25 protein-coding genes and 1 pseudogene are annotated in these 24,900 nt (G+C 71.0%); 16 read left to right on the top strand and 10 right to left on the bottom strand.

Going from position 1 to position 24,900, the window contains the following annotated elements; translation table 11 throughout:
* Positions 1–12: 12 nt before the first annotated feature.
* The 3 genes from R3F55_07755 (at position 13) to R3F55_07745 (ending at position 3,067) form a co-directional block, all read left to right on the top strand.
* The gene (locus R3F55_07755) at positions 13–834 is read left to right on the top strand and encodes a transporter substrate-binding domain-containing protein (protein MEZ5667313.1); all 822 of its coding nucleotides are present in this window, start codon (positions 13–15) and stop codon (positions 832–834) included.
* A 533-nt stretch (positions 835–1,367) separates the two neighbouring features.
* The gene (locus tag R3F55_07750) at positions 1,368–2,105 is read left to right on the top strand and encodes an amino acid ABC transporter permease (protein MEZ5667312.1); all 738 of its coding nucleotides are present in this window, start codon (positions 1,368–1,370) and stop codon (positions 2,103–2,105) included.
* Between the two features lie 131 nt (positions 2,106–2,236).
* Positions 2,237–3,067 (top strand): sulfite exporter TauE/SafE family protein, encoded by an 831-nt coding sequence (locus R3F55_07745; GenBank protein ID MEZ5667311.1) that lies wholly within the window; start codon positions 2,237–2,239, stop codon positions 3,065–3,067.
* A 14-nt stretch (positions 3,068–3,081) separates the two neighbouring features.
* Here R3F55_07745 and R3F55_07740 read toward each other — a convergent pair whose 3' ends face one another.
* From R3F55_07740 to R3F55_07710, 7 genes and pseudogenes are all read right to left on the bottom strand, one after another.
* Positions 3,082–4,140 (bottom strand): aromatic ring-hydroxylating dioxygenase subunit alpha, encoded by a 1,059-nt coding sequence (locus tag R3F55_07740; protein MEZ5667310.1) that lies wholly within the window; start codon positions 4,138–4,140, stop codon positions 3,082–3,084.
* Between the two features lie 83 nt (positions 4,141–4,223).
* Positions 4,224–4,562: a TraR/DksA C4-type zinc finger protein gene (locus R3F55_07735; protein MEZ5667309.1), complete on the bottom strand. Its 339-nt coding sequence runs from the start codon at positions 4,560–4,562 to the stop codon at positions 4,224–4,226.
* Positions 4,559–5,467, bottom strand: a complete 909-nt coding sequence (locus R3F55_07730; GenBank protein ID MEZ5667308.1) for an arginine deiminase family protein — start codon at positions 5,465–5,467, stop codon at positions 4,559–4,561. Before R3F55_07730 ends, R3F55_07735 begins: the two co-directional genes overlap by 4 nt.
* A 53-nt stretch (positions 5,468–5,520) precedes the next feature.
* Positions 5,521–6,213: a DUF882 domain-containing protein gene (locus tag R3F55_07725; GenBank protein MEZ5667307.1), complete on the bottom strand. Its 693-nt coding sequence runs from the start codon at positions 6,211–6,213 to the stop codon at positions 5,521–5,523.
* Positions 6,214–6,259: 46 nt separating this feature from the next.
* Complete coding sequence (locus tag R3F55_07720; protein MEZ5667306.1) at positions 6,260–6,700, bottom strand: cupin domain-containing protein; 441 nt, start codon at positions 6,698–6,700, stop codon at positions 6,260–6,262.
* A gap of 96 nt (positions 6,701–6,796) precedes the next feature.
* Positions 6,797–7,069, bottom strand: coding sequence for a hypothetical protein (locus R3F55_07715; GenBank protein MEZ5667305.1), 273 nt, complete (start codon positions 7,067–7,069; stop codon positions 6,797–6,799).
* A 97-nt stretch (positions 7,070–7,166) separates the two neighbouring features.
* Positions 7,167–7,409, bottom strand: a pseudogene (locus tag R3F55_07710) (keto-hydroxyglutarate-aldolase/keto-deoxy-phosphogluconate aldolase).
* Between the two features lie 375 nt (positions 7,410–7,784).
* Here R3F55_07710 and R3F55_07705 point away from each other — a divergent pair.
* Complete coding sequence (locus R3F55_07705; GenBank protein ID MEZ5667304.1) at positions 7,785–8,318, top strand: hypothetical protein; 534 nt, start codon at positions 7,785–7,787, stop codon at positions 8,316–8,318.
* A gap of 94 nt (positions 8,319–8,412) precedes the next feature.
* Here the strand turns inward: R3F55_07705 and R3F55_07700 are convergent, their stop codons facing one another.
* The 3 genes from R3F55_07700 to R3F55_07690 all read right to left on the bottom strand — a co-directional run bounded on the left by R3F55_07700 (position 8,413) and on the right by R3F55_07690 (position 10,598).
* Entirely contained in the window at positions 8,413–9,267 is an 855-nt protein-coding gene (locus R3F55_07700) for a DUF2182 domain-containing protein (protein MEZ5667303.1), read from the bottom strand.
* Between the two features lie 20 nt (positions 9,268–9,287).
* The gene (locus R3F55_07695) at positions 9,288–9,902 is read right to left on the bottom strand and encodes a DUF1326 domain-containing protein (protein ID MEZ5667302.1); all 615 of its coding nucleotides are present in this window, start codon (positions 9,900–9,902) and stop codon (positions 9,288–9,290) included.
* A 129-nt stretch (positions 9,903–10,031) separates the two neighbouring features.
* Positions 10,032–10,598, bottom strand: coding sequence for a gamma carbonic anhydrase family protein (locus tag R3F55_07690; protein MEZ5667301.1), 567 nt, complete (start codon positions 10,596–10,598; stop codon positions 10,032–10,034).
* Between the two features lie 116 nt (positions 10,599–10,714).
* On the opposite strand from R3F55_07690, the gene R3F55_07685 reads away from it, so the two are divergent.
* The 12 genes from R3F55_07685 to R3F55_07630 all read left to right on the top strand — a co-directional run bounded on the left by R3F55_07685 (position 10,715) and on the right by R3F55_07630 (position 24,900).
* The gene (locus tag R3F55_07685; protein MEZ5667300.1) at positions 10,715–11,968 is read left to right on the top strand and encodes a CaiB/BaiF CoA-transferase family protein; all 1,254 of its coding nucleotides are present in this window, start codon (positions 10,715–10,717) and stop codon (positions 11,966–11,968) included.
* Positions 11,969–12,112: 144 nt separating this feature from the next.
* A complete protein-coding gene (locus tag R3F55_07680) occupies positions 12,113–12,652 on the top strand; it encodes a hypothetical protein (protein MEZ5667299.1) in 540 nt (179 codons plus the stop codon).
* A 237-nt stretch (positions 12,653–12,889) separates the two neighbouring features.
* A complete protein-coding gene (locus R3F55_07675) occupies positions 12,890–13,369 on the top strand; it encodes a polymer-forming cytoskeletal protein (GenBank protein MEZ5667298.1) in 480 nt (159 codons plus the stop codon).
* Between the two features lie 142 nt (positions 13,370–13,511).
* Positions 13,512–14,426, top strand: coding sequence for a polymer-forming cytoskeletal protein (locus tag R3F55_07670; protein ID MEZ5667297.1), 915 nt, complete (start codon positions 13,512–13,514; stop codon positions 14,424–14,426).
* Between the two features lie 199 nt (positions 14,427–14,625).
* Complete coding sequence (locus tag R3F55_07665) at positions 14,626–16,791, top strand: hypothetical protein (protein ID MEZ5667296.1); 2,166 nt, start codon at positions 14,626–14,628, stop codon at positions 16,789–16,791.
* A gap of 222 nt (positions 16,792–17,013) precedes the next feature.
* Positions 17,014–17,382, top strand: a complete 369-nt coding sequence (locus R3F55_07660) for a response regulator (GenBank protein ID MEZ5667295.1) — start codon at positions 17,014–17,016, stop codon at positions 17,380–17,382.
* 156 nt (positions 17,383–17,538) lie between these two features.
* Entirely contained in the window at positions 17,539–20,502 is a 2,964-nt protein-coding gene (locus R3F55_07655; GenBank protein MEZ5667294.1) for an ATP-binding protein, read from the top strand.
* Between the two features lie 80 nt (positions 20,503–20,582).
* Positions 20,583–21,560, top strand: coding sequence for a LysR family transcriptional regulator (locus R3F55_07650; GenBank protein ID MEZ5667293.1), 978 nt, complete (start codon positions 20,583–20,585; stop codon positions 21,558–21,560).
* 78 nt (positions 21,561–21,638) lie between these two features.
* Positions 21,639–22,115, top strand: coding sequence for a DUF3830 family protein (locus R3F55_07645; GenBank protein MEZ5667292.1), 477 nt, complete (start codon positions 21,639–21,641; stop codon positions 22,113–22,115).
* Positions 22,116–22,177: 62 nt separating this feature from the next.
* Entirely contained in the window at positions 22,178–23,209 is a 1,032-nt protein-coding gene (locus R3F55_07640; protein ID MEZ5667291.1) for an ABC transporter substrate-binding protein, read from the top strand.
* Between the two features lie 70 nt (positions 23,210–23,279).
* Positions 23,280–24,107 carry an ABC transporter permease gene (locus tag R3F55_07635; protein MEZ5667290.1) on the top strand — a complete coding sequence of 276 codons (828 nt, stop codon included), beginning with the start codon at positions 23,280–23,282 and terminating at the stop codon, positions 24,105–24,107.
* Positions 24,100–24,900, top strand: a complete 801-nt coding sequence (locus R3F55_07630) for an ABC transporter permease (protein MEZ5667289.1) — start codon at positions 24,100–24,102, stop codon at positions 24,898–24,900. Before R3F55_07635 ends, R3F55_07630 begins: the two co-directional genes overlap by 8 nt.

Genomic DNA, 24,900 nt, shown 5'->3' with positions numbered 1-24,900 from the left:
GAGAGGGACACGATGACACTGCGAACCCTGACGATCGGTCTGATCGGCGCCACCGCGCTGGCAACGGCGGCGCAGGCCGGCGACGTGCTGGACAAGGTGATGGGCGAGGGCGTCATGGTCATGTCGACCGACGCCGAATACCCGCCGCAGTCCTTCCTGAACGCCCAGAACGAGTTCGAGGGCTTCGACATCGACGTCGGCCGGGCGATCGCCGAGAAGCTGGGCGTCGAGATCCAGTTCGTCACGCCGGGTTGGGACATCATCACCGCCGGCAGCTGGGGCGGTCGCTGGGACCTCTCGGTCGGCTCGATGACGCCGACCGCCGAGCGCAAGGAGGTGCTCGACTTCCCGGCGATCTACTACTACACGCCCGCCTCGCTGGCCGTGCACGCCGACAACGAGACCATCGCCACGCCGGCCGATGCCTCCGGCACCAAGATCGGCGTCGGCGTCGCCACCACCTACGAGAACTACCTGAACCATGCGTTGGTGATCGATGCCGAGGGAGCGCCCTCCTTCGACTACGTCATCGACGACGCGGTGATCGCCACCTACGACACCGACCAGCTGGCGCTCGACGACCTGGCGCTCGGCGACGGCGTCCGCCTCGATGCGGCGATGACCGCGCTGCCGACCATTCTCGGCGCGATCGACGCCGGCTATCCGATCAAGGTGGTCGGCGACCCGTTGTTCCTGGAGCCGCTGTCGGTGGCGATCGACAAGGGCGACCCGGAATGGGGCGCCAGGCTGGCCGAGGTCGTCGCCGAACTGCGCGAGGACGGCACGCTGGCTGCGCTCAGCGAGAAGTGGTACGGCGCCGACCTGACCCAGTGACGTGAGCACCGGAACTCCGGCGCGCCGAGGCCCCGTCCCGCGCGACGGGCGACAGGGGACGGGGCCGCGCCATGGCTGAGGTCCGCCTCGACGGACGCCCGCCGGCCCGCGCGCTGCCGGACGAGGAGCGGTCGACGCTCGATGCGCTGCTGCAGCTCAGCGAACGGCGTGCCGTTCGCTGGCTGCTGCTGTTCCTGTTCGCCTGGCTGGTGCTCGGGCTGCTCGACCACACCGGCATCGGCGAGAAGCAGATCAAGGAGGACGAGCTCAACTTCGTCGGCCGCTTCGCGCTCGACCTCGCCTTCGACATGGGTCCCGCCTTCGACCCCGGCAGCCGCGACGGCCATCCCGACCATCTGTTCCAGGCCGTGGCGATCGTCAACTGGGGCTTCGCCGCCCTGCTCGCGCTGGCGATCACCGTCAACTTCTGGCTGATCTCGCGCATTCCGGACTTCGTCCGGGCCTTCCAGCAAGGCAGCCGGGCCGGCCGCCGGACCGAAAGCCCGCTGCCCTTCGCCATCCAGGTCGGCGTGATGTGGGCCGAGCTGCTGGGCCTGTTCATCTGGTTCTTCGTCAGCTTCGACCTCGACTTCGCCTTCATCGAGGAACGCACGCCGCACCTGATCGGGCTCGAGCTGCACGACGGCTTCCTGCAGGGCGCGGCGCTGACGCTGTTCATCTGCATCGTGTCGATCGTCGCCTCGACCATCCTGGCGCTGATCGCCGCGCTGGCCCGGCTGTCCAGCAACGGCGCGGCCTTCGGCGTCGCCACCTTCTACACCTCGTTCTTCCGCGGCACGCCGCTGCTGCTGCAGCTGGTGCTGATCTACTCCGGCCTGCCGCAGCTCGGCGTGGTGATCGACGCGCTGACCGCCGGCATCATCGCGGTCTCGCTGTGCTACGGCGCCTATATGGCCGAGATCTTCCGCGCCGGCATCCTGGCGATCCCCAAGGGCCAGTCCGAGGCGGCGGCCTCGCTCGGCCTGACCAAGGGCCGGACGATGCAGCTGATCGTCCTGCCGCAGGCGATGCGGCTGATCATTCCGCCGACCGGCAACCAGTTCATCGCCATGCTGAAGGATTCCTCGCTGGTCTCGGTGCTCGGCGCCTGGGAGCTGATGTACCTGGCCCGCACCCATGGCCGCTCCGAGTTCAAGGTCATGGAGATGCTGATCGTGGCGGCCCTGATCTACTGGGGGCTGTCGTTCGTGTTCGAGATGATCCAGGCGCGGATCGAGAAGAAATACGGCAAGGGGGTTCGGGTCGACTGAGGCCGGCCGGCCCCACGGCTCCGGCCTGTCCGGCGCATGCCTGCCATGCGCCCGCAGCGCGCGACAGGCGGCCCGCGATCGGGTAGTCATCGCTGTCTGGTTCCCGTTCACCGTCGCGGCCGCTGCTGCCCATGGACATCACCGTATCCTTCGGCGAGCTGGCGCTGCTGGCCGGATCCCTGATGGCGGCCGGCGTCGTCGCCGGGCTGCTGGCCGGCCTGTTCGGCATCGGCGGCGGCGGCATCATCGTGCCGGTGATGGTGGAGGTGCTGGACGCGCTGCACTTCGACCCGGCGATCCAGGTGCATGTCGGCGTCGGCACCGCGCTGGCGGTGGTGGTGCCGACTTCGATCCGCTCGACCCTCGCCCACCTCAAGTCCGGCAAGGTCGACACCGGCCTGCTCAGATCGTGGATCGTGCCGGTGCCGCTGGGGGTGGCGGCCGCGGCGCTGGTCGCGGCCTTCGTCTCCGGCGACGTGCTGCGCCTGATCTTCGCCGGCATCGCCAGCACCATCGGCATCCGGCTGCTGCTGAACCTCGACAAGCTGCGCCTCGGTCCGGACATTCCCGGCGAGCCGCTGCGCGCGGTCTCCGGCGCGCTGATCGGCTTCGTCTCGGCGCTGATGGGCATCGGCGGCGGCGTCATCAACAACACCTACATGACGCTGTTCAACCGGCCGATCCATCAGGCGGTGGCGACCTCGGCCGGGGTCGGCGTGCTGATCGCCATCCCCGGCGCCATCGGCTATGCCGTGGCGGGCTGGAGCGTGGAAGGGCTGCCGCCGTTCTCGGTCGGCTACGTCAACCTGCTGGCGGTCGCCCTGGTCATCCCGATCACCATCCTGCTCGCCCCGATCGGCGCGCGGATGGCGCATCGCTGGAGCAAGCGCAAGCTGCAGATCGGCTTCGGCCTGTTCCTGCTGGCGATCTCGACCCGGCTGGTGCTGGCAATGCTGGGTTGACCCGGCCGGCCGGCCTAGACGTCCAGCCCCATCCGCGCCGCCACCCAGGCGTGGAACTCGGCCAGGCCGTTCTCGTAGCGCGGCGAGACCCGGCCGGTTTCGTAGACGCCGGCATCGAGGTTGACCTGGACCTGCTCGCAGATGCGGGCGTCCTCGGCCGTGGTCACCCGCGACATCGCCAGCGCATCGGCGACGGCGGCGTCGCCGGCATCCTTGGCGAACATGTAGAGATAGTCGATCACCATGCCGCCGAGGCCGTCCGGCTTCATCCGCTCGATCGCGGCGCCGACGCCATAGACGTTGAACGCCCAGTTCGGCAGGGCGAATGCCCAGAAGCCCTGGTTGACCCGGGCCTGGCCGGGGCTGCGCGGCGGGCTGACGTGCAGCATGTAGCCGTCCCGCGGCAACACCTGGTATGTGCCGACGTCGACCTCCTTCGACAGCGCCGGGTGGACATAGGGCACGTGATAGGCCTCGAGATAGTTCTCGACATAGGTCTTCCAGTTGCAGGCGACCGGATGGGTCAGCCGGCTGTGGAAGCGATAGTCCTCCAGCGGCAGTTCGGCGCATTCGGCGATGAAGCCGGCATGCGCGGCGGCGAAGGGCGCTGCGTCGCGGTCGATGTTGACCATGACGAAACCGCGCCAGCTCTCGACCCGGATCGGGAACAGGCCGAATTCGGCCGGATCGAAGCTCGCATCCTCGCCGAACAGCGGCGTCTTCTTGAGGTTGCCGTCGTGGTCGTACAGCCAGCCGTGATAGCGGCAGCGCAGCACATCGCAGCGGCCCTGGCCGGCGTCGACCAGCGGCGCGGCGCGATGGCGGCAGACGTTGTGGAAGCCGCGCAGCGCGCCGTCGCGGCCGCGCAGCACGAACAGCGGAAAACCGGCGACCGTGTCGGCGACATAGGCGCCGGGCTCGCGCAGCTGGTCCTCATGCGCGAAAAGCTGCCAGCACTTGGCGAAGATCTCGCGCCGCTCGCGCTGGTAGAGATCGGCGTCGCGGTAGCACCACGCCGGCAGCGTGACCTTGCGCGCCAGCGCGCGCGGCTCGGATGCGCGATCGTCCGGCATGACAGACCCTCCAGAAAGACCCTCGTCGCCAGAGCATTAACGCCTCGCACGCGCGTTAGCGAGGCGCGAAGCGCCGCGGCGGCTCATCCGTTCGCACAGCCGATGCAGGTCGGGGTGGCAGGGTCGAGCCGCAGCCGGCCGGGCTCGATCGGCTCGTCGCAGCGCACGCAACGGCCATAGTCGCCGCTGTCGATGCGCGCCAGCGCCGATGCGATCCGCTGCAGCGCCAGCGCACGCCGACGTTCGGTCTCCTGCGCCATCGCCTGCACCTGCAGCGCATCCATCCGCGACAGCCGGCCGACGCGGGCCTGGTCCAGCTCGACCGGCGCGCGCTCGCCGGCGGTGCCGGCCGCCAACGCCTCCAGCTCGGCACGACGGGCCAGCAGCGCGGCCCGCGCCGCGGCGAGATCCGGCGCGCTCATCGCCGCACCAGCGGTCGGGTCAGGCAGGTCGGCCCGCCCTCGCCCTTGCGGCAGATCTCGTCGGCCGCGATCGCGGTCACGACGACGCCGGCCGCCTCCAGGCGCCGCCGCGTCACCGGGTTGCCGTGCACCATCACGGCGCGGCGCGGCGCCAGCGCCAGCACGTTGCAGCCCATGGTCGCGAACTCGTCGTCCGGCACCTCGACCAGGGCGTGGCCGCGCGCCAGCAGCATCTCGCGCAGGCGCACCGGCATCAGCGGGCTGTAGACCAGCGAGAGATCGGGCGCCAGCGGGCTCCACACCGACATCAGGTGGAACACGTCGGCGGGGCCGCGATGGTGGGGCAGGTCGAAGGCCTCGACGGCGATGCCGTCGCCCAGCAGGGCGGCGAGCTGGGCGATGCCGGCCTGGTCGGTGCGATAGCCGCGGCCGACCGCGACCGTCGCCGCATCGACCCAGACCAGGTCGCCGCCCTCCAGCCGCGCCGGCGCCGCGATCGCGCCCGCAACCGGCAGACCGGCGGCGGCGAAGGCCGCGGTAGCGGCCGCCGGTTCCTGCGCCCGCGCCGGCTTGCCCATGGCCGCGCCGATGCAGCCGGCGGGCCCGAGCACGGCGGCGTCGCGGACATAGAGGCTGTCGAGGGTCAGGCCGTCGCCGCCGGGCAGCCACAGCACGTCGGCACCGGCTTCGTGCAGCAAGCCGACGAAGCCGTCATACTCGCGCACCGCGGCGTCGAAGTCCGGCTCGGCATGATAGCCCAGCGCCCGCCATTCGAGCTGCAGCCGCGCCCGGCTGGCGAACGCGTCGCGCGGATGGCGCAGCGCGACCAGCGCCAGCGCGCCGACCTCGTCGAGCGTGCCCGGCATGGCGATGCCGTCGCGCCGTTCGGTCCCCTCCTCCGGCAAGCTCGCCTCCCGCCCCGTGGAAGGGCGGAGCATAGCAGCCTTGCCGGCGGCCGCTACCAGGTGCGGAAGCGGCCGGTGTCGATGTGGACGAAGTTGCTGCTGGGGTAGTAGCCGACGCCGCCGGCTTGCAGAGCCAGCGCGGCATCGTGCAGGCCGGAAATCGGAAAGCCGGGCAAAGTGATGTCGACTGCCTTGCCCTGGATGTGCAGGCTGTCGCGCGCCACCCCGGTGTGGCCGGTGCGGATCAGCATGTCGTTGGTCGCGCGCGAGCGGTAGGCAGACAACACGGTGAACTCCGGGTCGCGGCCGATCGACTGGCCAAGCGACCACAGCACGTCGTACAGCGTCGGGTCGATGGCGATGATCTCGTCGGTACGCCAGTCTCGCATGAACGCGTTGAGCCGCGCGACGCCGAGCTGGTCGTAGCCGCCCCGCTGCCAGAAGGTGGTGTCGACCCGCTCGCCGGTATGTGCATGGCGCAGGCCGATGGTGCGCGGGCCGAGGCCGAACTCGGTCGGGCCACGCCACGGACTGGCTTCCTGGCCCGGACCGAACAGCGGCCCCGGCGCCGGCCGGGTCAACGCGTTGAAGACGCCGCCGCCGCTGGAGCGGTAGATCGACGGTCCGGTCGCGCGCGCGGGCCCGGCGGCCAGTCCGGCAGCAGCCAGGCCGACGGCGCCCGCCAGCAGGCCGCGCCGGGACAGATTGGTGTCGCGGTGCGGGTGCGGTAACAGCGATTTGCTCATGCCGGACCGCTATCACCGCCGTGGTGAAGGTCGCGTTAACGGCGGATCAGCCGCCCAAGTCGGTGTGGGCGTCGACGTCGGCGTCGTAGAGCACGACGCGTTCCTGCTCGTCGGGGTCGTTGCGGGCGACGATGGCGACGGCGGGTTCGGTCGCGCTGAGGTTGACCGGCCGATGCGGCACCGACGGCGGAATCAGGATGAAGTCGCCGGCCTCGTTGACCACCGAGCGGCGCAGACCGGGCCCGTAGCGGGTCTCGACCCGGCCGCTGATCATGTAGATCGCGGTTTCGCAGCCCTCGTGGAAATGCGCCTCGGCCGATGCGCCGGGCGGAATCACCACCATGTACATCGACAGGGCGCGTGCGCCCGCGCTTTCCCGTGAAATCCCGACGAAGCCGGGCAGGCGCTGCCGCGTCATCACGTCGACGACCGGGCGCACGGTGACGATGCCGGCCTCTGCCGGCACCCGCCTATCGTCTTGTCTCATCGCTGTCTCCCGGACCGAGGATCGGCCCCGTCCGGGATATACGGCTGGCGCGACCGCGGCCGATGCGCGGTCCGGCGAGAAAACGCGGGCCGGCGGTCAGCCGAGCGCCCTGGCCGCCCGCGCCGCCGCCTCCACCGCCGCCCAGTCGCCGGCGGTCGCCTTGTCCTTCGCGATCATGAAGGTGCCGCCGACGCACAGCACGTTGGGCATCGCCAGATAGTCCGGGGCGTTGCCCATCGAGATCCCGCCGGTGGGGCAGAACACGGTGTCCGGGAACACCGGCCAGAAGTCGCGCAGGGTCGTGGTGCCGCCGGTGGATTCCGCCGGAAAGAACTTCAGGAAGGTGAAGCCGGCCTCGCGCGCCCGCATCACTTCCGACACCGTCTGCGCGCCCGGCAGCAGCGGTCGCACCGGCAGCCGCCTCGATCAGGGCGGGCGTCAGCCCGGGCGAGACCGCGAAGGCGGCGCCGCGCGCCTGCGCCTCGCCAAGCTGGCCGGGGGTCATCACCGTGCCGACGCCGACGGTCGCCTGCGGCAGGGCGGCGCGCACCGCGGCCATCGCATCCAGCGCCACCGGCGTGCGCAGGGTGATCTCCAGCGTGGTCAGCCCGCCGGCGACCAGCGCCCGGCACAGGGCGACGCCGTCGTCGATGTCGCTGATGGTGATCACCGGGATGATCCGGCCGGTTCGGAAGATCTCGCGAAGCATGGCTCGACATTTCCTGTGCGTGGACCCGCCGGCGCGTCGCCGGACCGGCGCGACATTGGCCCAAAGCCGCCGGGTGCGCAACGCGCTGTCCGCAAAGCCTTTCCGCCCGCGCGGCCGGTGTGAGAAGCGCCACCGCGCGGCGCGGCCTGCCGCATTAACCTCAATCTTGTTGCAACCTTGGCGCAAAGGCGGCGCGTTAACCGTGAAAAGCCGCGATTGTTCACGGCATTTCCGCAGCGCAGCCCATGGTCGGCCACAGGCGGCAACCACATGGTCGGTCACAGCGCCGGCGACGAGGGATCGGCACCCCGAGCCGATGATCGCCGGCAACTCGAACCGCCCAGACCTCCGGTCACGTTAACAGGGAGCTACACGATGACCCGCATTCACGCCGCCAAGTCCGTCCTTTTCGCCATGACCGCCGGCATCGCGCTCAGCGCCGGCGTCGCCAATGCCCAGGACGCCTTCATCAGCTGCAACGAGCGCCACTGGGACCAGTTCGGCAACGCGATGTCCAGCAACGATTCCCAGGTGCTGTGGCAGTTCGTGCAGGATCTGGGCACCGACTGCCCGCCGCTGCTGCAGACCGCCCAGGTCGTGCTGTGCGAGATGGACCCGGCCGCCTGCCTGGTCGCGATCGAGCCGGCCGCCGGCGAGCCGACCGAGACCATCCCGGAGAACGACGAACCCATCGAGGAGAGCGACGAGCCCTACGACTTCTCCTACCGCGATCCGGGCGAGCACATCGGCTGGGAAAACGACCGCACCGACAACTCCTCGCCGGCCGATTCGGGCAACGACAACCCCGGCGGCAATGAGGACACCGGTGGCAACGACGATACCAGCGACCGCGGCGACGACAAGCCGACCGAGACCTGCTGCTCGATCAGCGAAGCTGCGGTGCTGTGAGCCGTCCGAATTAAGCAGCAAGCCCTTTATCTAGCGAAGGCATAGTGCGGATCGCGGCGGGAGGCCTGGCCTCCCGCCGCAATTCGTTCCGGCCTCAGCCTGCGGCGATCATCCAGATGCCGGCGGCCGCGAAGCCGACGCCCGCCAGCCGCCCGACCAGCGTGCCTGCCGGCAGCAGCTTTTCGGCCAGCACGAACCCCGCGATCAGCGCGACCCACAGCAGGTTCATCACGCCGACGGCGAACAGCAGCAGCATGATCGCCCAGCAGCAGCCGACGCAGAAGGCGCCGTGCTCGACGCCCATGCGAAAGGCGCCGGCGACCCCGGCGCGCCAGCGGAACATGAAGAACTGCAGCGGGGCGCGGCACTTGCGCAGGCAGGCCTGCTTCAGCGGCAGCCACTGCCACAGGCCAGCCGCAACCAGCAGCGCACCGCTGAGCGCGGCATCGGTCGACGCCATCATCGGCGACAACAGCGCCGCCTGCTGCAGCCCGGCCTGCGCCAGGGTCGCCGCGACGCTGAACCCGGCCCAGACGGCGAGATAGCCGGCCGCGAACGTCCACACCGCCGGCAGCGACACGCCGCGCGCGCGGTTGCGCCGCACCATGGCGCCGTACAGCAGGATCGCCGGCGCCGCGCTGGGCAGCATCATGCCGACCATCATGACCATCCACATCAGCGCGGTCAGCAGCAGCGGGCCGGCCGCCCAGTCGTGCAGGGCAGGCGCCATCGCCATGGACGCCATGGCGCCCGACACCGGCTCCGCCGGCATCGCCATCGAACCCATGGCGGCGGGCATCGCGCCGTCGTCGGCCGGCATCGGCATGGATCGCATCCGCTCCGCTTCGCGCCACAGCCATGCCCAGGCCAGGGCGGCGAGCGCGAGCAGGCTGGCCAGCGCGGTCAGGCCGTCACGGCGCCGGACGCCGGGCGGGAGCAGCGCGGTCACGGCACGGTCCGCGCTCCGTCTCAGCCGCGCCAGGCAAAGGGTGCAAAATGGCCGTTTCGGCTGCCGCTGGCGTCGTCCCAGTCGATGCCGAAGGCATGGAACCGGCTGCGCGTCGCCCGGGCCAGCGCCAGCCTGGTCGAGACCGGATGGGCGGCGTTGTCCAGGTAGATCGGCTCGCCCTCGGCGACCAGGCTGGGCACCCCCTCGACCGCCTGGTCGACCAGGTCGCCGGCGGTGACCCGCCAGCTCATCCCCTCGCCCTCGAAGACGATGGGGCGCCTCTCCACACCGGCCATCTCGCCGACCAGCGGCGCCAGCGCCACCATCGGTCCGCCGTCTGCGCCGGAGGCAATGGCGCCGATCGCCGAGACCTGGGCGTCGCTGGCGCGCGCGTCGACGATCAGGCCGACCTTGAAGTTGCCGTCGGCCATCGCGCCGGGCGACCGCATCACCACGATGAAGGCCAGTCCGTCCAGCCGGACCCCGTCCTTCTCGCCCTCGTCGATCTGCATGGCGATGGCCACCTTGCAGTCACCCTCGGTCGGCATGTCGGCCATGTTGGAGCCGATGCAGGGGCAGATGAAGGCGCAGTTGCAGGTTTCCATGTAGCGCCCGGAGATGTGCCAGCCTGCCATCGTCGACCCTCCCTGCCGCCCGCGGGTCTTCCGACTGGCCGCGCCGCGGGCGATGCGCGGTCGCCGCAGCCAGCCTAGGCCGGCGGTGCGGCGCCGGGCAAGCCGCTCGACCGCGCCGCCTTGGCGACGCTATGCCTTGTGGCTTGCGCCGAGTTCCACATAGTGCTGGGCGTTCCAGGCCAGGAACCCGCATTCCGCTTCGGTCAGGTCGCGCTTGAACCGGGCCGGACTGCCGGCCCACAGCTGGCGCGCCGGCACGACCTTGCCGGGCGAGACCAGCGCCCCGGCCGCCACCAGCGCCTCGCGGCCGACCGTCGCGCCGTCCAGCACGATCGCACCGATGCCGACCAGGCAACCGTCCTCCAGCATGCAGCCGTGCAGCTTGGCGGCATGGCCGACGATCACGCCGGCGCCGATCTCGGTCGAATGGGTGGTCTGGCCGTCGTTGAAGACGTGGACAATGGTGCCGTCCTGGATGTTGGTGCGCGCGCCGACCCGGATGCGATGGTCGTCGCCGCGCAGCACCACGCCGTACCATACGCTCGCCTCAGGCCCGATCGTCACGTCGCCGACCACAACGGCGCCCGGCGCGATGAAGGCATCGTCGGCGATCCGCGGCCAGATGCCGTTGAACGGCCGGATGATCGCGCCGGGAAAGCGTGCAGCAAGATCGCTGCCGGTCGTCGCGTCGGCCATCGTCCCCTCCTCGTCCGCTGTCGGTCGAGGGTGGGCCGGCGGCCGTGTCGCCCTCGCGGCTGTCGTGATATGGATCGGCGCGGACGAGGGCAAGCGGATAGGGAGGCCGACGGGCCATGGATGGATCGCAGGATGACGCGGCGGCGCCGGCGGGACCGCTGGCCGGGGTGCGGGTACTGGACCTCAGCCGGATCCTGGCCGGGCCGACCTGCACCCAGCTGATGGGCGACCTCGGCGCCGACGTGATCAAGGTCGAAAAGCCGGGCGCCGGCGACGACACCCGCAAATGGGGCCCGCCCTATCTGCAGGACGCCGACGGCAACGATACCGCGGAGAGCGCCTACTACCTGTCCTCGAACCGCAACAAGCGGTCGATCGCGGTCGACCTCGCCGCCCCGGCCGGCCAGGCGCTGGTGCGCCGCCTGGCCGAGCGCGCCGACGTGCTGATCGAGAACTTCAAGGTCGGCGCGCTGGCCGCCTATGGCCTGTCCTACGCCGACCTCAGGGACGCATTCCCGCGGCTGGTCTATTGCTCGATCACCGGTTTCGGCCAGTACGGGCCCTATGCCGGCCGGCCCGGCTACGACCTGCTGGCCCAGGCGATGGGCGGAATCATGAGCGTGACCGGACAGCCCGACGGCCCGCCGACCAAGGTCGGCGTCGGCATCGCCGACGTGATGACCGGCATGTACGCGACGATCGCGATCCTGGCGGCGCTGCGCCACCGCGACCGGACCGGCCAGGGCCAGCACATCGACGTCGCCCTGCTGGACTGCCAGATCGCCTGGCTGATCAACGAGGGCACCAACTATCTGGTCTCCGGCATCAACCCGCAGCGCCGCGGCAACGAGCACCCGAACATCGTGCCCTACTCGGTGTTCGAGGCCGCCGACGGCCACGTCATCCTCGCCGTCGGCAACGACGCCCAGTTCCAGCGCTGGTGCGGCTTCGCCGGCGCCGCCGACCTGGCCGCGGACCCGCGCTTCGCCACCAACGCCGACCGGGTGCGCAACCGCACCGCGCTCTATGCGGCGATGCCGGCCTACATGGCGGCGAAGACCCGCGACCAATGGATCGACGGCCTTGCCGCCGCCGGCGTGCCCTGCTCGCCGGTCAACACCATCGCCGACGTGTTCGCCGACCCGAACACGGCGGCGCGCGGCATGCGCATCGCCATGCCCCACCCGCAGGCCGGCGGCGACGGCACGGCGCCGCTGATCGGCAACCCGCTGAAGCTGTCGGCCACGCCGGTCGCCTATCGCCGGCCGCCGCCAACGCTGGGCCAGCACAGCGACGAGGTGCTGGGCGACTGGCTCGACGCCGACGCCGATGCGATCGACCGATTGCGGCGGGATGGCGCGCTGGGCTGAGCCGTGGCACAGTGGCACCGTCGCCGATCGGCCCTGCCGCGGCGGCACTAGCGGGAGGACCGGGCGATGTGGAGCGGTTGGGGACGGCCGGCGGCGGCGCTCGTTGCGCTTGCCTGCGGGCTTGCGGCGGCCGGCGGCGTGGCAATGGCGAAGAGCGGTGGCAAGGGTGTCGCGGTGCCGGCGCCCTATGAGGCGGTGCACGGCGCCTGGATCGTCAGCTGCACCCCGTGCGTGTCCTACGAGGAGGCGGCCTGCCACCTGGTGCCGGTCACCGATGCCGCCACCGGGCTGGACGGGCGCTATCTGATGCTGTTCCCGGACGACGAGAGCGACCCGCAGACGGGCCTGGCGATGAGCTTCGTGCCGTCCGGCGGCCTTGCCTTCGGCACCGTCGGTACCCTCAGCGTCGCGGTCGACGGCGACAAGATCGCGGCACTGACCGAGCCCGACGCCGTCTACACCGAGATGTACGGCGAGTTGTTCGTCCAGCCCGAGGCGGTGGAGCGGCTGCTGCCGGCGCTGACCGGCGGCACGACCCTGGATCTCGGCTTCACCGACGATGCCGGCACCGGCGAGGAGCGCTATTCGCTGGACGGTTTCGCCGCCGCGGTCGACGATCTGCGCGCGCACCTGCCGGCCGAACGCGCACCCGACGAGGCCTGGGCCAACGGCACCTGCCAGTAGCCGGCGGGCGCGGCGTCCGGCACCGCCGGACCGCCGCCGAGGGCTGCCGCGGAGCCGCGCGCGAATCGATCCTGCCGCCCTTGACGGGGGGGTGCGCGAAATGCTTTTGGGTTGTCCCAGAAGGCTGCGCAAGGCCAAGCAATGGAGGGACGTGATATGTCGATCTTTGGCAAGAGCGATCGTGGTGAGCCTGACGTCGAGCGTCCGAATCCCGCCAATGCCGCGGGTCCCGCCCAGGTGAGCCGGCCGACACCGGTGCCGTCGCCGAGCGCACCCGCGCCGGCGCGGGCGGGCGGTTCGGCCGACATGTCGGTGGTCAGCCGCGGGTTGACCATCGAGGGCAACCTCAGCGGCGACGACGACATCCGCGTCGACGGCCGGGTCAACGGCGACATCACGTCGCGCAGCGTCATCGTCAGCCAGGGCGCCACGGTCAACGGCAGCGTGCATGCCGAGAGCATCGAGGTGCTGGGCAACGTTACCGGCGAGATCAGCGGCAAGACCGTGCGCATCAGCGGCACCGGCCGCCTCGACGGCGACGTCAGCTACGATTCGCTGTCGATCGAGTCCGGCGCGGTGGTCAACGGCAAGCTGCGCCACGGCGCAGCCAAGGCCCCCGCCTCGGCCCGGTCCGGCAACGGCGCCGCCAAGCCGTCGGGCGGCAAGTCCGACGACAAGGCCGAGACCAAGGACGGCGCCAAGGCGGCCGAGGCCTGAGCGGTCCGGATCGACGCCCGCTGAGCGCCGCTCGGGCGACGGGACCGCGCGAAGCCGGCGGCCGGTTCGCCGCACCGGCGCGCCGGCGCGGGCCCGATCGGGCCGGCGGAACCGGCAGCCGCAGGGAACACCGAGGACAGGGATGCCGCTGAGACTGATTGGCGGACGCGACCGGAGCGAGGCGGAGGCGGCCGGCGGGCCCGCGGCGGAGACACCGGCGCGGCGGCCCGCAGCGCCGGCGCCGGCGCCGGAAATCGCGGTCCCGCGGCCGGCGGCGACGTCGCCGGCGGCGCGGCAGTCGGCGATCACGCCCGAATGCACCGTCATCGGCCCGCACCTCACCCTGCGCGGCAACCTGCGCGGCAGCGACGACATCGTGATCCGGGGCGTGCTGATCGGCGACATCCGCGGCCGGCGGGTCGAGGTCCGCAGCGGCGCCCGGGTCGAGGGCGACATCGTCGCCGCCGAGGCGATCGTCGGCGGCGCGGTGCGCGGCAACGTCGAGGCCGGCACGATCGAGGTCAAGCGCGGCGGCGGCGTCGAGGGGCGGCTGGAGAACGACGGGTCCTGCCGCATTCACGGCGAGGTCGAGGGCGACATCAACTCCCGCGATATCGTCGTCGGCGTCGGCGCCCAGGTCAGCTCGGTGGTCACCGCCGACCGGGCCAGCATCGCCGGCGCGCTGGACGGCGTGATCGAGGCCGGCGACGTCCGCATCGAGGAGACGGCGCGGGTCAACGGCGAGATCGAGTGCACCGGCCCGGTGGACATCGCCGGCCAGGTCGAAGGCCAGATCCACGGCAAGCGCGTGATCATCCGCGAGGGCGCAACGGTCGGCGATTCGGTGTTCGCCGAGGAGATCACGGTGGCCGGCACCGCCACCGGCGAGCTGATGGCGGTGTCGGTCGCCATCGCCGCCACCGCCTATGTCGACGGCCAGATCGTGCACCACCACATCGAGATCGAGCAGGGCGCGGTGGTCAAGGGTTCGCGCCCATGGCGGCCGAAGCAGTACCTGCAGAACCGCGACAAGGGCGAGCCGCCGCCGGAGGCGTGAGCGGGCGCCCCGCCGGCGCGCCGCGCCGCCCGGCCGCATCGTCCGGCGGGATCGCCCGGCGATCCGAGCCGGCGTGACACGCGTATCCCGTGTCGTGACTCCGGCGGATGCGCGATCCGGTTGCCATGCGCAGGCTTGGCTAACAGATTCTTATGAAGTTGGTCGGTCATATCCGCCCTGTCGCAATAGAGAGGGTCGCGTGACGGATCTGGACAGACGCAGGCTGCTGCGGCGCGGCATCGGCCTGGGCGCGACGGCACTGGCGGCCGGCTGCGCCCCACAGGCGCTGCAGCAGGCCGGCATGGCCGATGCCGGCCCGACGGTGGCGCCGCGCGTCGGCACCATCGATGCGCTGCGCGCCTTGGCGACCGCGGCCGCGCCGGCGGTGGACGTCGACGGCTACTGGGAACCGGGCGACGGCGGCGGCGGCCGCTTCGACTGGGTCGCCGGCGGCGCGTCGCCGGAGGACTGCGGCGTGGTCATCGCGCCGCAGCCGGTGGCCGACGCCGGACGCTGGCACCGCCAGGCGCACGACCGCCTCGAGCTGGCCTGGTTCGGCGCGCGCGGCGACGGCGTCAGCGACGACGGCCCGGCGCTGGAGCGCGCCATGCACTGCGCGCTGCGCACCGGCCTGCCGCTGGCGGTCGGACCCGGCACCTACCTGCTGGCCAGCGACGTCCGCGCCACCATCGGCGAAGGCCGCAGCCTGGAGATCGTCGGCGATGGCGCCGTGTTCCGCCGCACCGGACGCAACGGCACGGTGTACCTGGACGCCGAGGAGATCGGCTTCCTGCCGGTCACCGGGGCGATCCTGCCCGGCGGCGACGGCCTGACCGTCGCCGATGCCGCCCAGGTCCGGGTCGGCGACCTGGTTGCGGTGCAGACCGGCCTGCGCCTCGCCGCCCCGCGCAACAGCAGCTGGACTGCGACCGAATATGCCCGCGTCGCCGCGGTCGGCGGCAACCGGCTGATCCTGGATGCGCCGACCCGGCACCGGGTCAACCCGAACCGCCGGCTGGCCTATCGCATGGATGGCATCGCCGACCGGCTGCACTATCGCCTGTTCTGGGCGGCCGATCCCGACGGGATCGAGGTGCGGCGCAACGGCGCCCTGCTCGCCGCCGGACGGGACTACACGCTGTCCGGCGGCAACTCGGAAGGCTACGACATCGTCTTCGCCGCCACGCCGCCCGCCGGCACCGAGATCGTGCTCAGCACCCGCGAGCCGATCTACGCCGGCATCTTCCGCGGCGGCCGGCTGAAGGTCAGCGGCCTGCGCTTCGAGACCGACTTCCGCGAAAGCGGCGGCGTCACCTTCCTCGACAGCACCCACCTGGCCCCCGCCCACGCCCACTTCTCCGGCCTCGAGCTGATCGAGCACAACCCGCCGGTCGGTGCCGACGGCTACAATGTCGGCCAGTCGGGCGACCTGTTCCGCGTCGGCCTGATCGACGGCCTGGTCGAGAACACCCGCGTCTATGGCGGCCGCTATGCGCTGATGGTGCTGCGCGGGCGCAACGCGACCTACCGCAACATCGTCGGCGAGGACTGCTGGCATGCCATCGCCTCGTTCGGCGCCCAGGCAACCCGGATCGCCGATGTCGCTGCGATCCACTGCGTCGCCGCGATCGACAGCCACTATGCGTTCGAGCAGCATGTCGACGGCGTCGAAGGCGTGCGCTGCTACAACGGGCTGGATCACCGGGCGACCGGCGGTTCGCTGCGCAACGCCACCATGGTCGACAACACCGCCGCCGAGGCATGGGGCTTCAACTTCGGGCTGGTCCACGGCGACCCGGCGGAAGACCCGCTGCTGGCCGACCCGCAGGATTCGCCGCGCGCCATGTTCACCAGCAGCGTCAGCGGCCTGGCCAACGACCTGGAGATCGCCGACTGCCACCTCGCCGCGCCGAAGGATCCCGAAGGCTATGCCATCGCCGGCGGTTATGTGCGCCGGCTGTCGTTCCGCAACGCGATCTTCGACGGGCCGCTCGACCTCGGCGGCGATGCCCCGCCGCCGGTGCGCGAGCTGGCGCTGGACCGGTTCCAGTGCCGCGCGCTGCGCCTGGCCGGCGTCACCGACGGGATCGCCGCACGGCGGGTCACCGCCGGCCAGATCGACCTGACCGGCACGCCCGCCGGCCTGGTCGCGTTCGAGGATTGCGTGTTCGACGGCGCGCTCGCCGGCGGCGACGCCCTCATTCTCGACGCGCCCGGCCGGGGCGAAATCCCGTGCCGCTTCACCAAATGCGTGTTCCGCAACGCCGCGCGCCTGTTCGGCGCCGACGATCCGGCTGCCCTCGCCCACGGCTTCGCGTTCGAGGACTGCATCTTCGAAATCGACGACGCCAACGGCTTCGGCTGAACCCGGCCGACCGCGCTAACTACCGGATATTCGCGTAAATATTGCGCTTTTTAGGCACGCGTTAACGCAGTGCGATTAGGCTTGTCAGGTAGCGCTCCTCCCGCCCCCGGACGGATGCGCGCCATTCCGCCCCGCGGCGTCAGTCCGCGAGGCCGAATGCCTTTCGGCGACCGAAGAGCATCCGCGGCCCCGTGCAGTGCCGCGACTGAGGAGTGAGCACGGATGACGTCTTGTCTCGTTGTGGACGATTCCCAGGTGGTCCGGACCGTGGCGCGCCGCATCCTGCGCGACCTCGACATCACGGTGTCGGAGGCCGAGAACGGCGCCGAGGCGCTGGAACGCTGCGAAGTCGCCATGCCGGACGTCATCCTGCTCGACTGGAACATGCCGGTGATGAACGGCATCAGCTTCCTGCGCGAGCTGCGCGGCAAGTACGGCAACGACCAGCCGATCGTGGTGTTCTGCACCACCGAGAACGGGCTGCCGAATGTCATGGAGGCGCTGGAGGCCGGCGCCAACGAATACATCATGAAGCCGTTCGACGAGACCATCATCCGCTCCAAGCTGCAGCAGGTCGGTCTGCTGCAGTAGACATGGTCCGACGCTGCCTTCCGACTTTCCCTTTACTTTGAGCCGCGGGAGGCGCCCGTCCGCCGACGTCTTGGCAGGTGGACGCACGTTTACACTCCGTTCACCATTCTCCGGCGAGTGTGAACCAACGACTCGTACCGATCGGCCGGAACCCTGATGCGACGCCTTTCCCTGCACACGCGCCTGGCGCTGGCCACCCTGTTGCTGGCCGGTCTCGGCACGATTGCCGCCGTCGCCGGCGCCGGGTGGTGGTCGCACGAGCGCGCGCTGACGGCGGGCGAGGAGGCCCTGCGCCAATCCGTGCTGCTGTTGGACCGGTCGGTGAACCGATCGCTGGTCGCGCTGCACAACCTTGGCGACGAATTCATCGACGGCGTCGAGCAGTCCGGCTCCGGGCTCGCCCATACCGGTATTCGCCTGCAGCAGCGCATCGCGGTCGTCCGCCACGTCCGCCTGGCCGAGATCGTCGATGCCGACGGCACCGTGATCGCGGCCAGCGACCAGGCCCGCGTCGGCGAGCGGCGCACCGACATGCCGGCCTTCGCCGCGCCGCTGGACCACGATGAGACCCAACTGGCGCTGACCCGGCCGCAGCGCAGCGGACGCGCCGACGACCCGCTGAACGTCGGCGCCGGCCTGGTCGCGGTCAACGTCCTCGGCCCGCTGCGCACCGCCACCCTCTATGTCGACCCCGCCTATTTCGCCGAGGCCATCACCGGCGTCACCACCTGGAAGAACCAGGCGGCCGACCTGTTGCACCCGGACGGCACCCCGCTGACCCATGGCGTGGCAGCCTGGCAGCAGCCGCTGCGCGGCGTCGCCGCCGATCCGGGCGCCGACAACGCCGTTTCGCCCCACACCTCGGCCAGCCTGCGCACCGACGACTGGCTGGTCGCCCATCGCTGGATGCCCGATCTCGGCGTGATCGCGGCGACCGCCGTGCCGAAGGCCGCCGTGCTGGTCGGCTGGCGCACCGACCTGATGGTGGCGATCGCGATCGGCGGGGTGATCCTGCTGGTCATCGGCATCCTGACCGTGGTCACCCTGCGCAGCGAACGGAAGAGCGCGGAGACCGAGGCCGCGCTGAAGTCGATGACCGAGCGGCTGAACCTCGCCTTCGCCGGCAGCAACGACGGCGTCTGGGACTGGAACACGCTGGAGGACCGGGCCTACTACTCGGCGCGCTGGTGCGCGCTGCTCGGCTACGACGAGGCCGACATCGCGCCGCGGCCGCAGAGCTGGATGGACCTGCTGCACCCCGACGATCGCCCGCCGGTGTGCGAGGCGATCCAGCAGCATCTCGACGGCAGGCTCGCGGTCTATTCCGCGACGCATCGCATGCGCCGCAAGAACGGCGACTGGCTGTGGGTGGAATCCCGCGGCAAGGCGCTGCGCGACGACAACGGCCGTGCCAGCCGCATGGTCGGGACGATGACCGACATCGAGGAGAAAAAGCGCCAGGAACTGGCGCTGCTCGCCGCGCGCGACGAGGCCGAGGCCGCCAACCGGGCGAAGTCCGAGTTCCTGGCAGTGATGAGCCACGAGATCCGCACGCCGATGAGCGGCGTGCTCGGCATGGCCACCGTGCTGCTCAACACCGCGTTGACCACCAAGCAGCGCCGGTTCGTCGAGCTGATCAAGAGCAGCGGCGAGAACCTGCTGGCAATCCTCAACGACATCCTGGATTTTTCCAAGCTGGAAGCCGGACACCTCGAGCTCGAGGCGATCGACTTCTACCTGGACGAGGAGATCGATGCGGTCGTGCGGCTGATGGAGCCGCAGGCGCGGGCCAAGGGCATCGCGCTGCACCTGGACGACCGCACCGGCGGCCGTGCCGCGCTGAGCGGCGACCCGACGCGCATCCGCCAGATCCTGATCAACCTGATCGGCAACGCGATCAAGTTCACCGGGCACGGCAGCGTCACCCTGCGCTGCGGCCTGCGCGCCCTCGCCGGCGAGCAGTACGACGTCAAGTTCGAGGTGATCGACACCGGCATCGGCATGGACGAGGGCCAGCGCCGCAACCTGTTCCAGAAGTTCAGCCAGGGCGACCCGTCGATCGCGCGCCGCTACGGCGGCACCGGGCTGGGGCTGGCGATCTGCCATCAGTTGGTCACGCTGATGGACGGCAGCATCGCCGTCACCAGCCAGCCGAACGTCGGCTCGCAGTTCAGTGTCACGGTCAGCCTGCGCAAGGCCACGGCGGTGCCGCGCCGGTCGTACGACTCCTTGCCGGCGCGCCAGCGCCCGGATGTCGCCGACCTGCGCGTGCTGGCGGCGGAGGACAATGCGGTCAACCAGCTGCTGCTGAACGAGCTGCTGTCGCCGCACGTCGCCGCGCTGCGGATCGTCGACGACGGCGAGAGCGCCATCGCTGCGGCGAAGTCGGAACTGTTCGACGTGGTGCTGATGGACGTGCGCCTGCCCGGCATCGACGGGGTGAGCGCCAGCAAGGCGATCCGTGCCCTGGGTCCGGAATGGCGCGACCAGCCGATCGTCGCGCTGACCGCCAACGCGATGACCGAGCAGCGCAATGCCTATCTCGACGCCGGCATGACCGCCTGCCTGTCGAAGCCGATCGATGTGGAACAGCTGTTCGCAACCCTGTCCGAGGTCGCGCTGCGGCGGACCGGCCGCGCGGCCCAGCGGCGCGGCGCAGCGGCACCGCGGCTCGCCGCGATCGGAACCGGCGACGCGCCCGGCGGCGAAGCACAGACGCGTGCGGAGGAGACCGCGGTGACCCAGGCCCAGGCCCATCCGTTGCTTTCCGAGAGCGGCCTCGACCAGTTGCGTGCCATCATCGGCGCGCAGTCGGTGGCCGAGCTGCTGAATCAGCTCGCCGGGCAGTTCCGCGACACCATGGAACGGGTCGACGAGGCGGCCGACCAGCCGCAGGCGCTGGCGGCGATCGCCCACACGCTGGCCGGCGCGGCCGGCAACTGCCAGGCCATCCTGGTGTCAAAGAGCGCGCGGGCGCTCGAGCACGCGATCGTCAACAGGGCCGACTGGCAGGCCGAGATCGCTGCGCTGCGCGAGGCGGTGGCGCAGACGCTGCCGGCGATCGAGACCATGTCGCGGCGGCTGGTCAGCGCACCGCCGACGCTGGCGGCCGCGAGCTGATCGCGCCGACGACCGTCGCAATGGCCATCCCGACCGCGAGGCGCTAGCCTTCCCGGCATCGCCACAGCGCTGCCGGGGCCATGAACACGCGGTTTCTCGAGACCTTCCTGTGGCTGGCCCGGCTGAAGAGCTTCCGCGCCACCGCGGACAGGCTGCACACCACCCAGCCCGGCATCTCCCAGCGCATCGCGGCGCTGGAGCGCGATCTGGGCGTGCGGCTGTTCGTGCGCGACCGCCATCGGGTGGAACTCACACCCGAGGGGCGCGAGGCTCTGCGCCATGCCGAGACCATCGTCGCCGCCGCGGCCGCCCTGCGCGAAAGGCTGGCCGACCCCGCCACCTACCAGGGTACCTTCCGCCTCGGCGCGATCGACAGCGTCATCCAGACCTTCCTGCCCGCCCTGCTCGACCGGGTCCGCCGTGCGGCACCGCGGGTGACGGTGGAGGTCATCGCCGACACCACGCTGCATCTCACCCGCGCGCTGGAGGCCGGCGACGTCGCACTGGCCTTCGTCATCGAGCCGCCCGGCGGCCGCCAGTTCGAGGCGGTGCCGCTGTGCCGTTTCGCCATGGCCTGGGTCGCCTCGCCCCGGCTCGCCGACCCGGGACGCCGCTATTCGGTGGACGCGCTCGGCCGCCTGCCGATCATCACCTTCCCGCCCAACACGCCGCCCTATCGGCTGATCGAGAGCTATTTCGACGACCGCAGCCTCCTCGGCGTGCAGTCGAACTCGTCGAACTCGCTGGCGACGATGATCCGGCTGGCCATCGACGGCCTCGGCATCGCCGCCGTGCCGCCGGCGGCGATCCGCCACGAGCTCGACGAGCGGCTGCTGCTCAGCCTCGCCACCGAGAAGCCGTTGCCGGCGACCGACGTGTTGGCGGTCTATCCGGCGGCGATGCCGTCGGCGATGGTCGATCTGGTCATGACGCACGCGCATGAGGCGGCCGACGGATTCGCCCGACAGCTGCCGCACGGGATGATGGAATGCCCGGTCGATAACAGATCGCGATCACTTCCAACGCTGTCTGATAACGGTAACTTATCACGGGCATAAGCAAACCGGATTGGACAGGCGCTGCGGCGCGCGCGCATCGTGGTCCGAACCGCAATGTCGCGAGGGGAGACCGCGCCGATGGCCGGCCGCACGCTCTATGCCCGTTTCGTCGAGGACGGCACCCAGGGGCTGATCGCCCTGCACGAGGACGCCGCGCCGGTCACCGTCGACACGATCTGGACCGCGCTGGCGCGGCCGATCCGCACGACCGCCATGCACGCCATGTTCGCCGGCCCGGAGATCATGATGGGCCTGCCGCCGGAGGCGCAGACCTTCGATCCGCGCGGACTGCCGCCGGAGAACCAGACCTGCTTTCCGGAACCGGGCGACCTGCTGTGGTTCTATCAGGCCCCGAACCTGATGAAGGGCCTGAACGACGAGCTGTGGGAGCTCGGCCTGTTCTACGGCAAGGGCGGGCGGATCTTCGGCCCGCTCGGCTGGACCCCCTGCACCATCTTCGGCTGCATGACCGAGGGGCTGGATGCCTTTGCCGCCGCCTGCGGCAAGACGCGGACCGAGGGTGTGAAGGTCGTGGAGATCGGCCGGCACGGCTGAGGCCGGCGCCCCCCTGGCGGACCCCGAACTGTGAACGAACGGACGAGCGGAGGAGACTTGCGATGAGGAAGCTGAACAGCCTGACGATCGGCGCCGCGCTCTGCGCCCTGGCCGGCGCCGCCGCGGCGCAGGACACCCTGGTCATCAACTCCTTCGGCGGCGCCTATGAGGAGGCGCACCGCCGGTTGGTGATCGAGCCGTTCGAGCAGATGTACAACGTCAAGATCGAGGTGGTGACCGCCTATTCGGCCGACGCGCTGGCCCAGCTGCGCGCCCAGGCCGACTCGCCGCAGTTCGACGTGATCCACTTCTCCGGCGGCCAGGAGATCACGGCGGCGAAGGAGGGCCTGCTGGTGCCGATCGCCCCCGACCAGCTGACCAATTATGGCGACATGTATCCGTTCGCGGTGGCCGGCATCGAACAGGGCCAGGGCCCGGTCTACTCGATCGCTGCGCTCGGCCTGCTCTACAACACCGAGGAGCTCGCCGCGGCGCCGACCAGCTGGGAGGCATTGTTCGACCCGGCGCTCGCCGGCGGCGTCGCCATCGCCGACATCTCCAACACCTACGGCCTGCTCACGCTGCTGATGCTGAACCAGGTGCGCGGCGGCGACCTGGCCGATATCCAGCCCGGCCTGGATGCCGTCACCCAGCTGCTCGACAACGACACGGTCATCGTCACCGCCTCGCCGGAGATGCAGCAGGCCTTCGCCACCGGCGGCACCGTGCTGGCCGCCTATGCCCAGGACTACGCCCACACGCTGAAGGAGGCCGGGCTGCCGGTCGAATTCGTACAGCCGTCCGAGGGCGTGCCGGCGATCTTCATCACCGCCAACGTCGTCGCCGGTCGGCCGCACACCGACCTGGCGATCAAGTTCGTCGACTTCTCGCTGCGTGCCGAGGCGCAGGCCGGCTGGGCGGAGGAGCTGCGCTATTCGCCGACCAACGCCACGGTCGAGCTCGCGCCGGAGATCGCCGGCTCGGTGCTCTACGGCGAGGAAGCGATCCAGGGCCTGATCCGGTTCGACGCCGAGACGGTGAACGACAGCCGGCCGGCCTGGACCGACGCGTGGAACCGCACCATCGCGCGGTGAACCCGGGCAGCCGCGCGACCTGTCGCATCCCCGCCCCCGCCGGCGCAGGCCGGCGACGGGAGGACGCGGCATGACCCGCGCGGCCGAGCCGGCGCTGCTGGTGACGCCGGGCATGGCGCTGCTGTTCGGCGCCTTCCTGTTTCCGGTCGGCCAGATGCTGGTGCTGGCGTTCGTGCCGGCCGAACCGGGCCTGTCGGTCTGGTCGAACTTCCAGCGCTTCTTCGTCGACGGCTACTACCTGTCGGTGACGTGGCGCACCCTGCGGCTGGCGGTGATCATCACCGCGGTGACGGCCGCGCTCGGCTTCCCGCTGGCCTATGTGATGGCCCATGTCGGCCGCCGGTTGCGCTTCTGGCTGCTGGTGCTGACGGTGCTGCCGCTGATGACCTCGGTGGTGATCCGCACCTTCGGCTGGATCATCCTGCTGTCGCGCGGCGGCACGGTCGCCGACATCGCCGACGCGCTCGGCCTCGCCGGCCGCAGCTTCGCGCTATTGCATACGGAAACCGGAATAATCCTGGCGATGGTGCAGGTATTGCTACCATTCATGACAATAACGGTGCTGGGCGTGATGAACGGCATCCCGGCCGCGCTGGAGGAAGCCGCGCGGACCATGGGCGCCGGCTTCTGGACCACGCTGCGGCTGGTGGTGCTGCCGCTGAGCCTGCCCGGCCTCGTGTCCGGTGCGCTGTTGGTGTTCGCCCTGTCGATCAGCTCGTTCATCACCCCCAACCTGGTCGGCGGGGTGCGGCTGCCGGTGCTGGCCGGCGCGATCTACCAGCAGGCCACCGCGACGCTCGACTGGAACTTCGCCGCCGCCCAGTCCGCGCTGCTGCTGGCCGCGGTACTGGCGATGATCCTGCCGACGCTGGCGCTGGCAAGGCCGCGCCGTGGTTAGGCGCACCCCGCCCGGCGCGCGGCTCGTCGCTTGGCTGCTGACCGGCGCCATCCTGCTGTTCATGCTGGCGCCGCTGGCGGTGGTCGCCGGCGCCTCGGTCTCCGAGAGCCAGTTCATCGCCTTCCCGCCGAACGGGCTGTCGCTGCGCTGGTACGGCGCGGTGCTGACCGACGACGCCTATCTGGGCGCCGCCGGCACCAGCCTGGTGCTGGCCCTGCTTGCCACCGTCACCGCGACCGCGGTCGGCACGCCCGCCGCCATCGCCATCGCCCGGCGGCGGCTGCCCGGGGCGGCCGCCATCTCCGGCCTGCTGCTGTCGCCGCTGATCCTGCCGACGATCGTCTTCGCCATCGGGCTGCTGATCGTGTTCTCGCGCCATGCCGGCGGGCCGTCCTTCGTCTCGCTGTGGCTGGGGCACAGCGTGGTCACCCTGCCCTATGTGGTGCGCACCGTGGTCGCCGTGCTGGCGGACAGCGACCCGGCGCTGGAGGAGGCGGCGCGCACCATGGGCGCGCGCACCTGGCAGCGCTACTGGTTCGTGCTGCTGCCGCAGGCGCTGGGCGGCATCGCGGCGGGCGCCTTCTTCGCCTTCAACATCTCGTTCGACGAGGCGGTGGTGGCGCTGTTCCTGCGCACGCCGGGACTGGAGACGCTGCCGCTGAAGATCTACGGCCAGCTCGAGTTCTCGCCCGACCCGTCGGTCGCGGCGGTGTCCACCGTGATGATGCTGCTGACCGTCGCGCTGCTGGTCGCCATCGACCGGCTGCTCGGCATCGGCAAGGTGGCGGGCTGA

This window comes from Alphaproteobacteria bacterium (assembly GCA_041396705.1).
Classification (GTDB): domain Bacteria; phylum Pseudomonadota; class Alphaproteobacteria; order CALKHQ01; family CALKHQ01; genus CALKHQ01.
The sequence above is the reverse complement of the archived record's forward strand: the minus strand, read 5'-3'. Positions and strand labels throughout refer to the sequence as shown.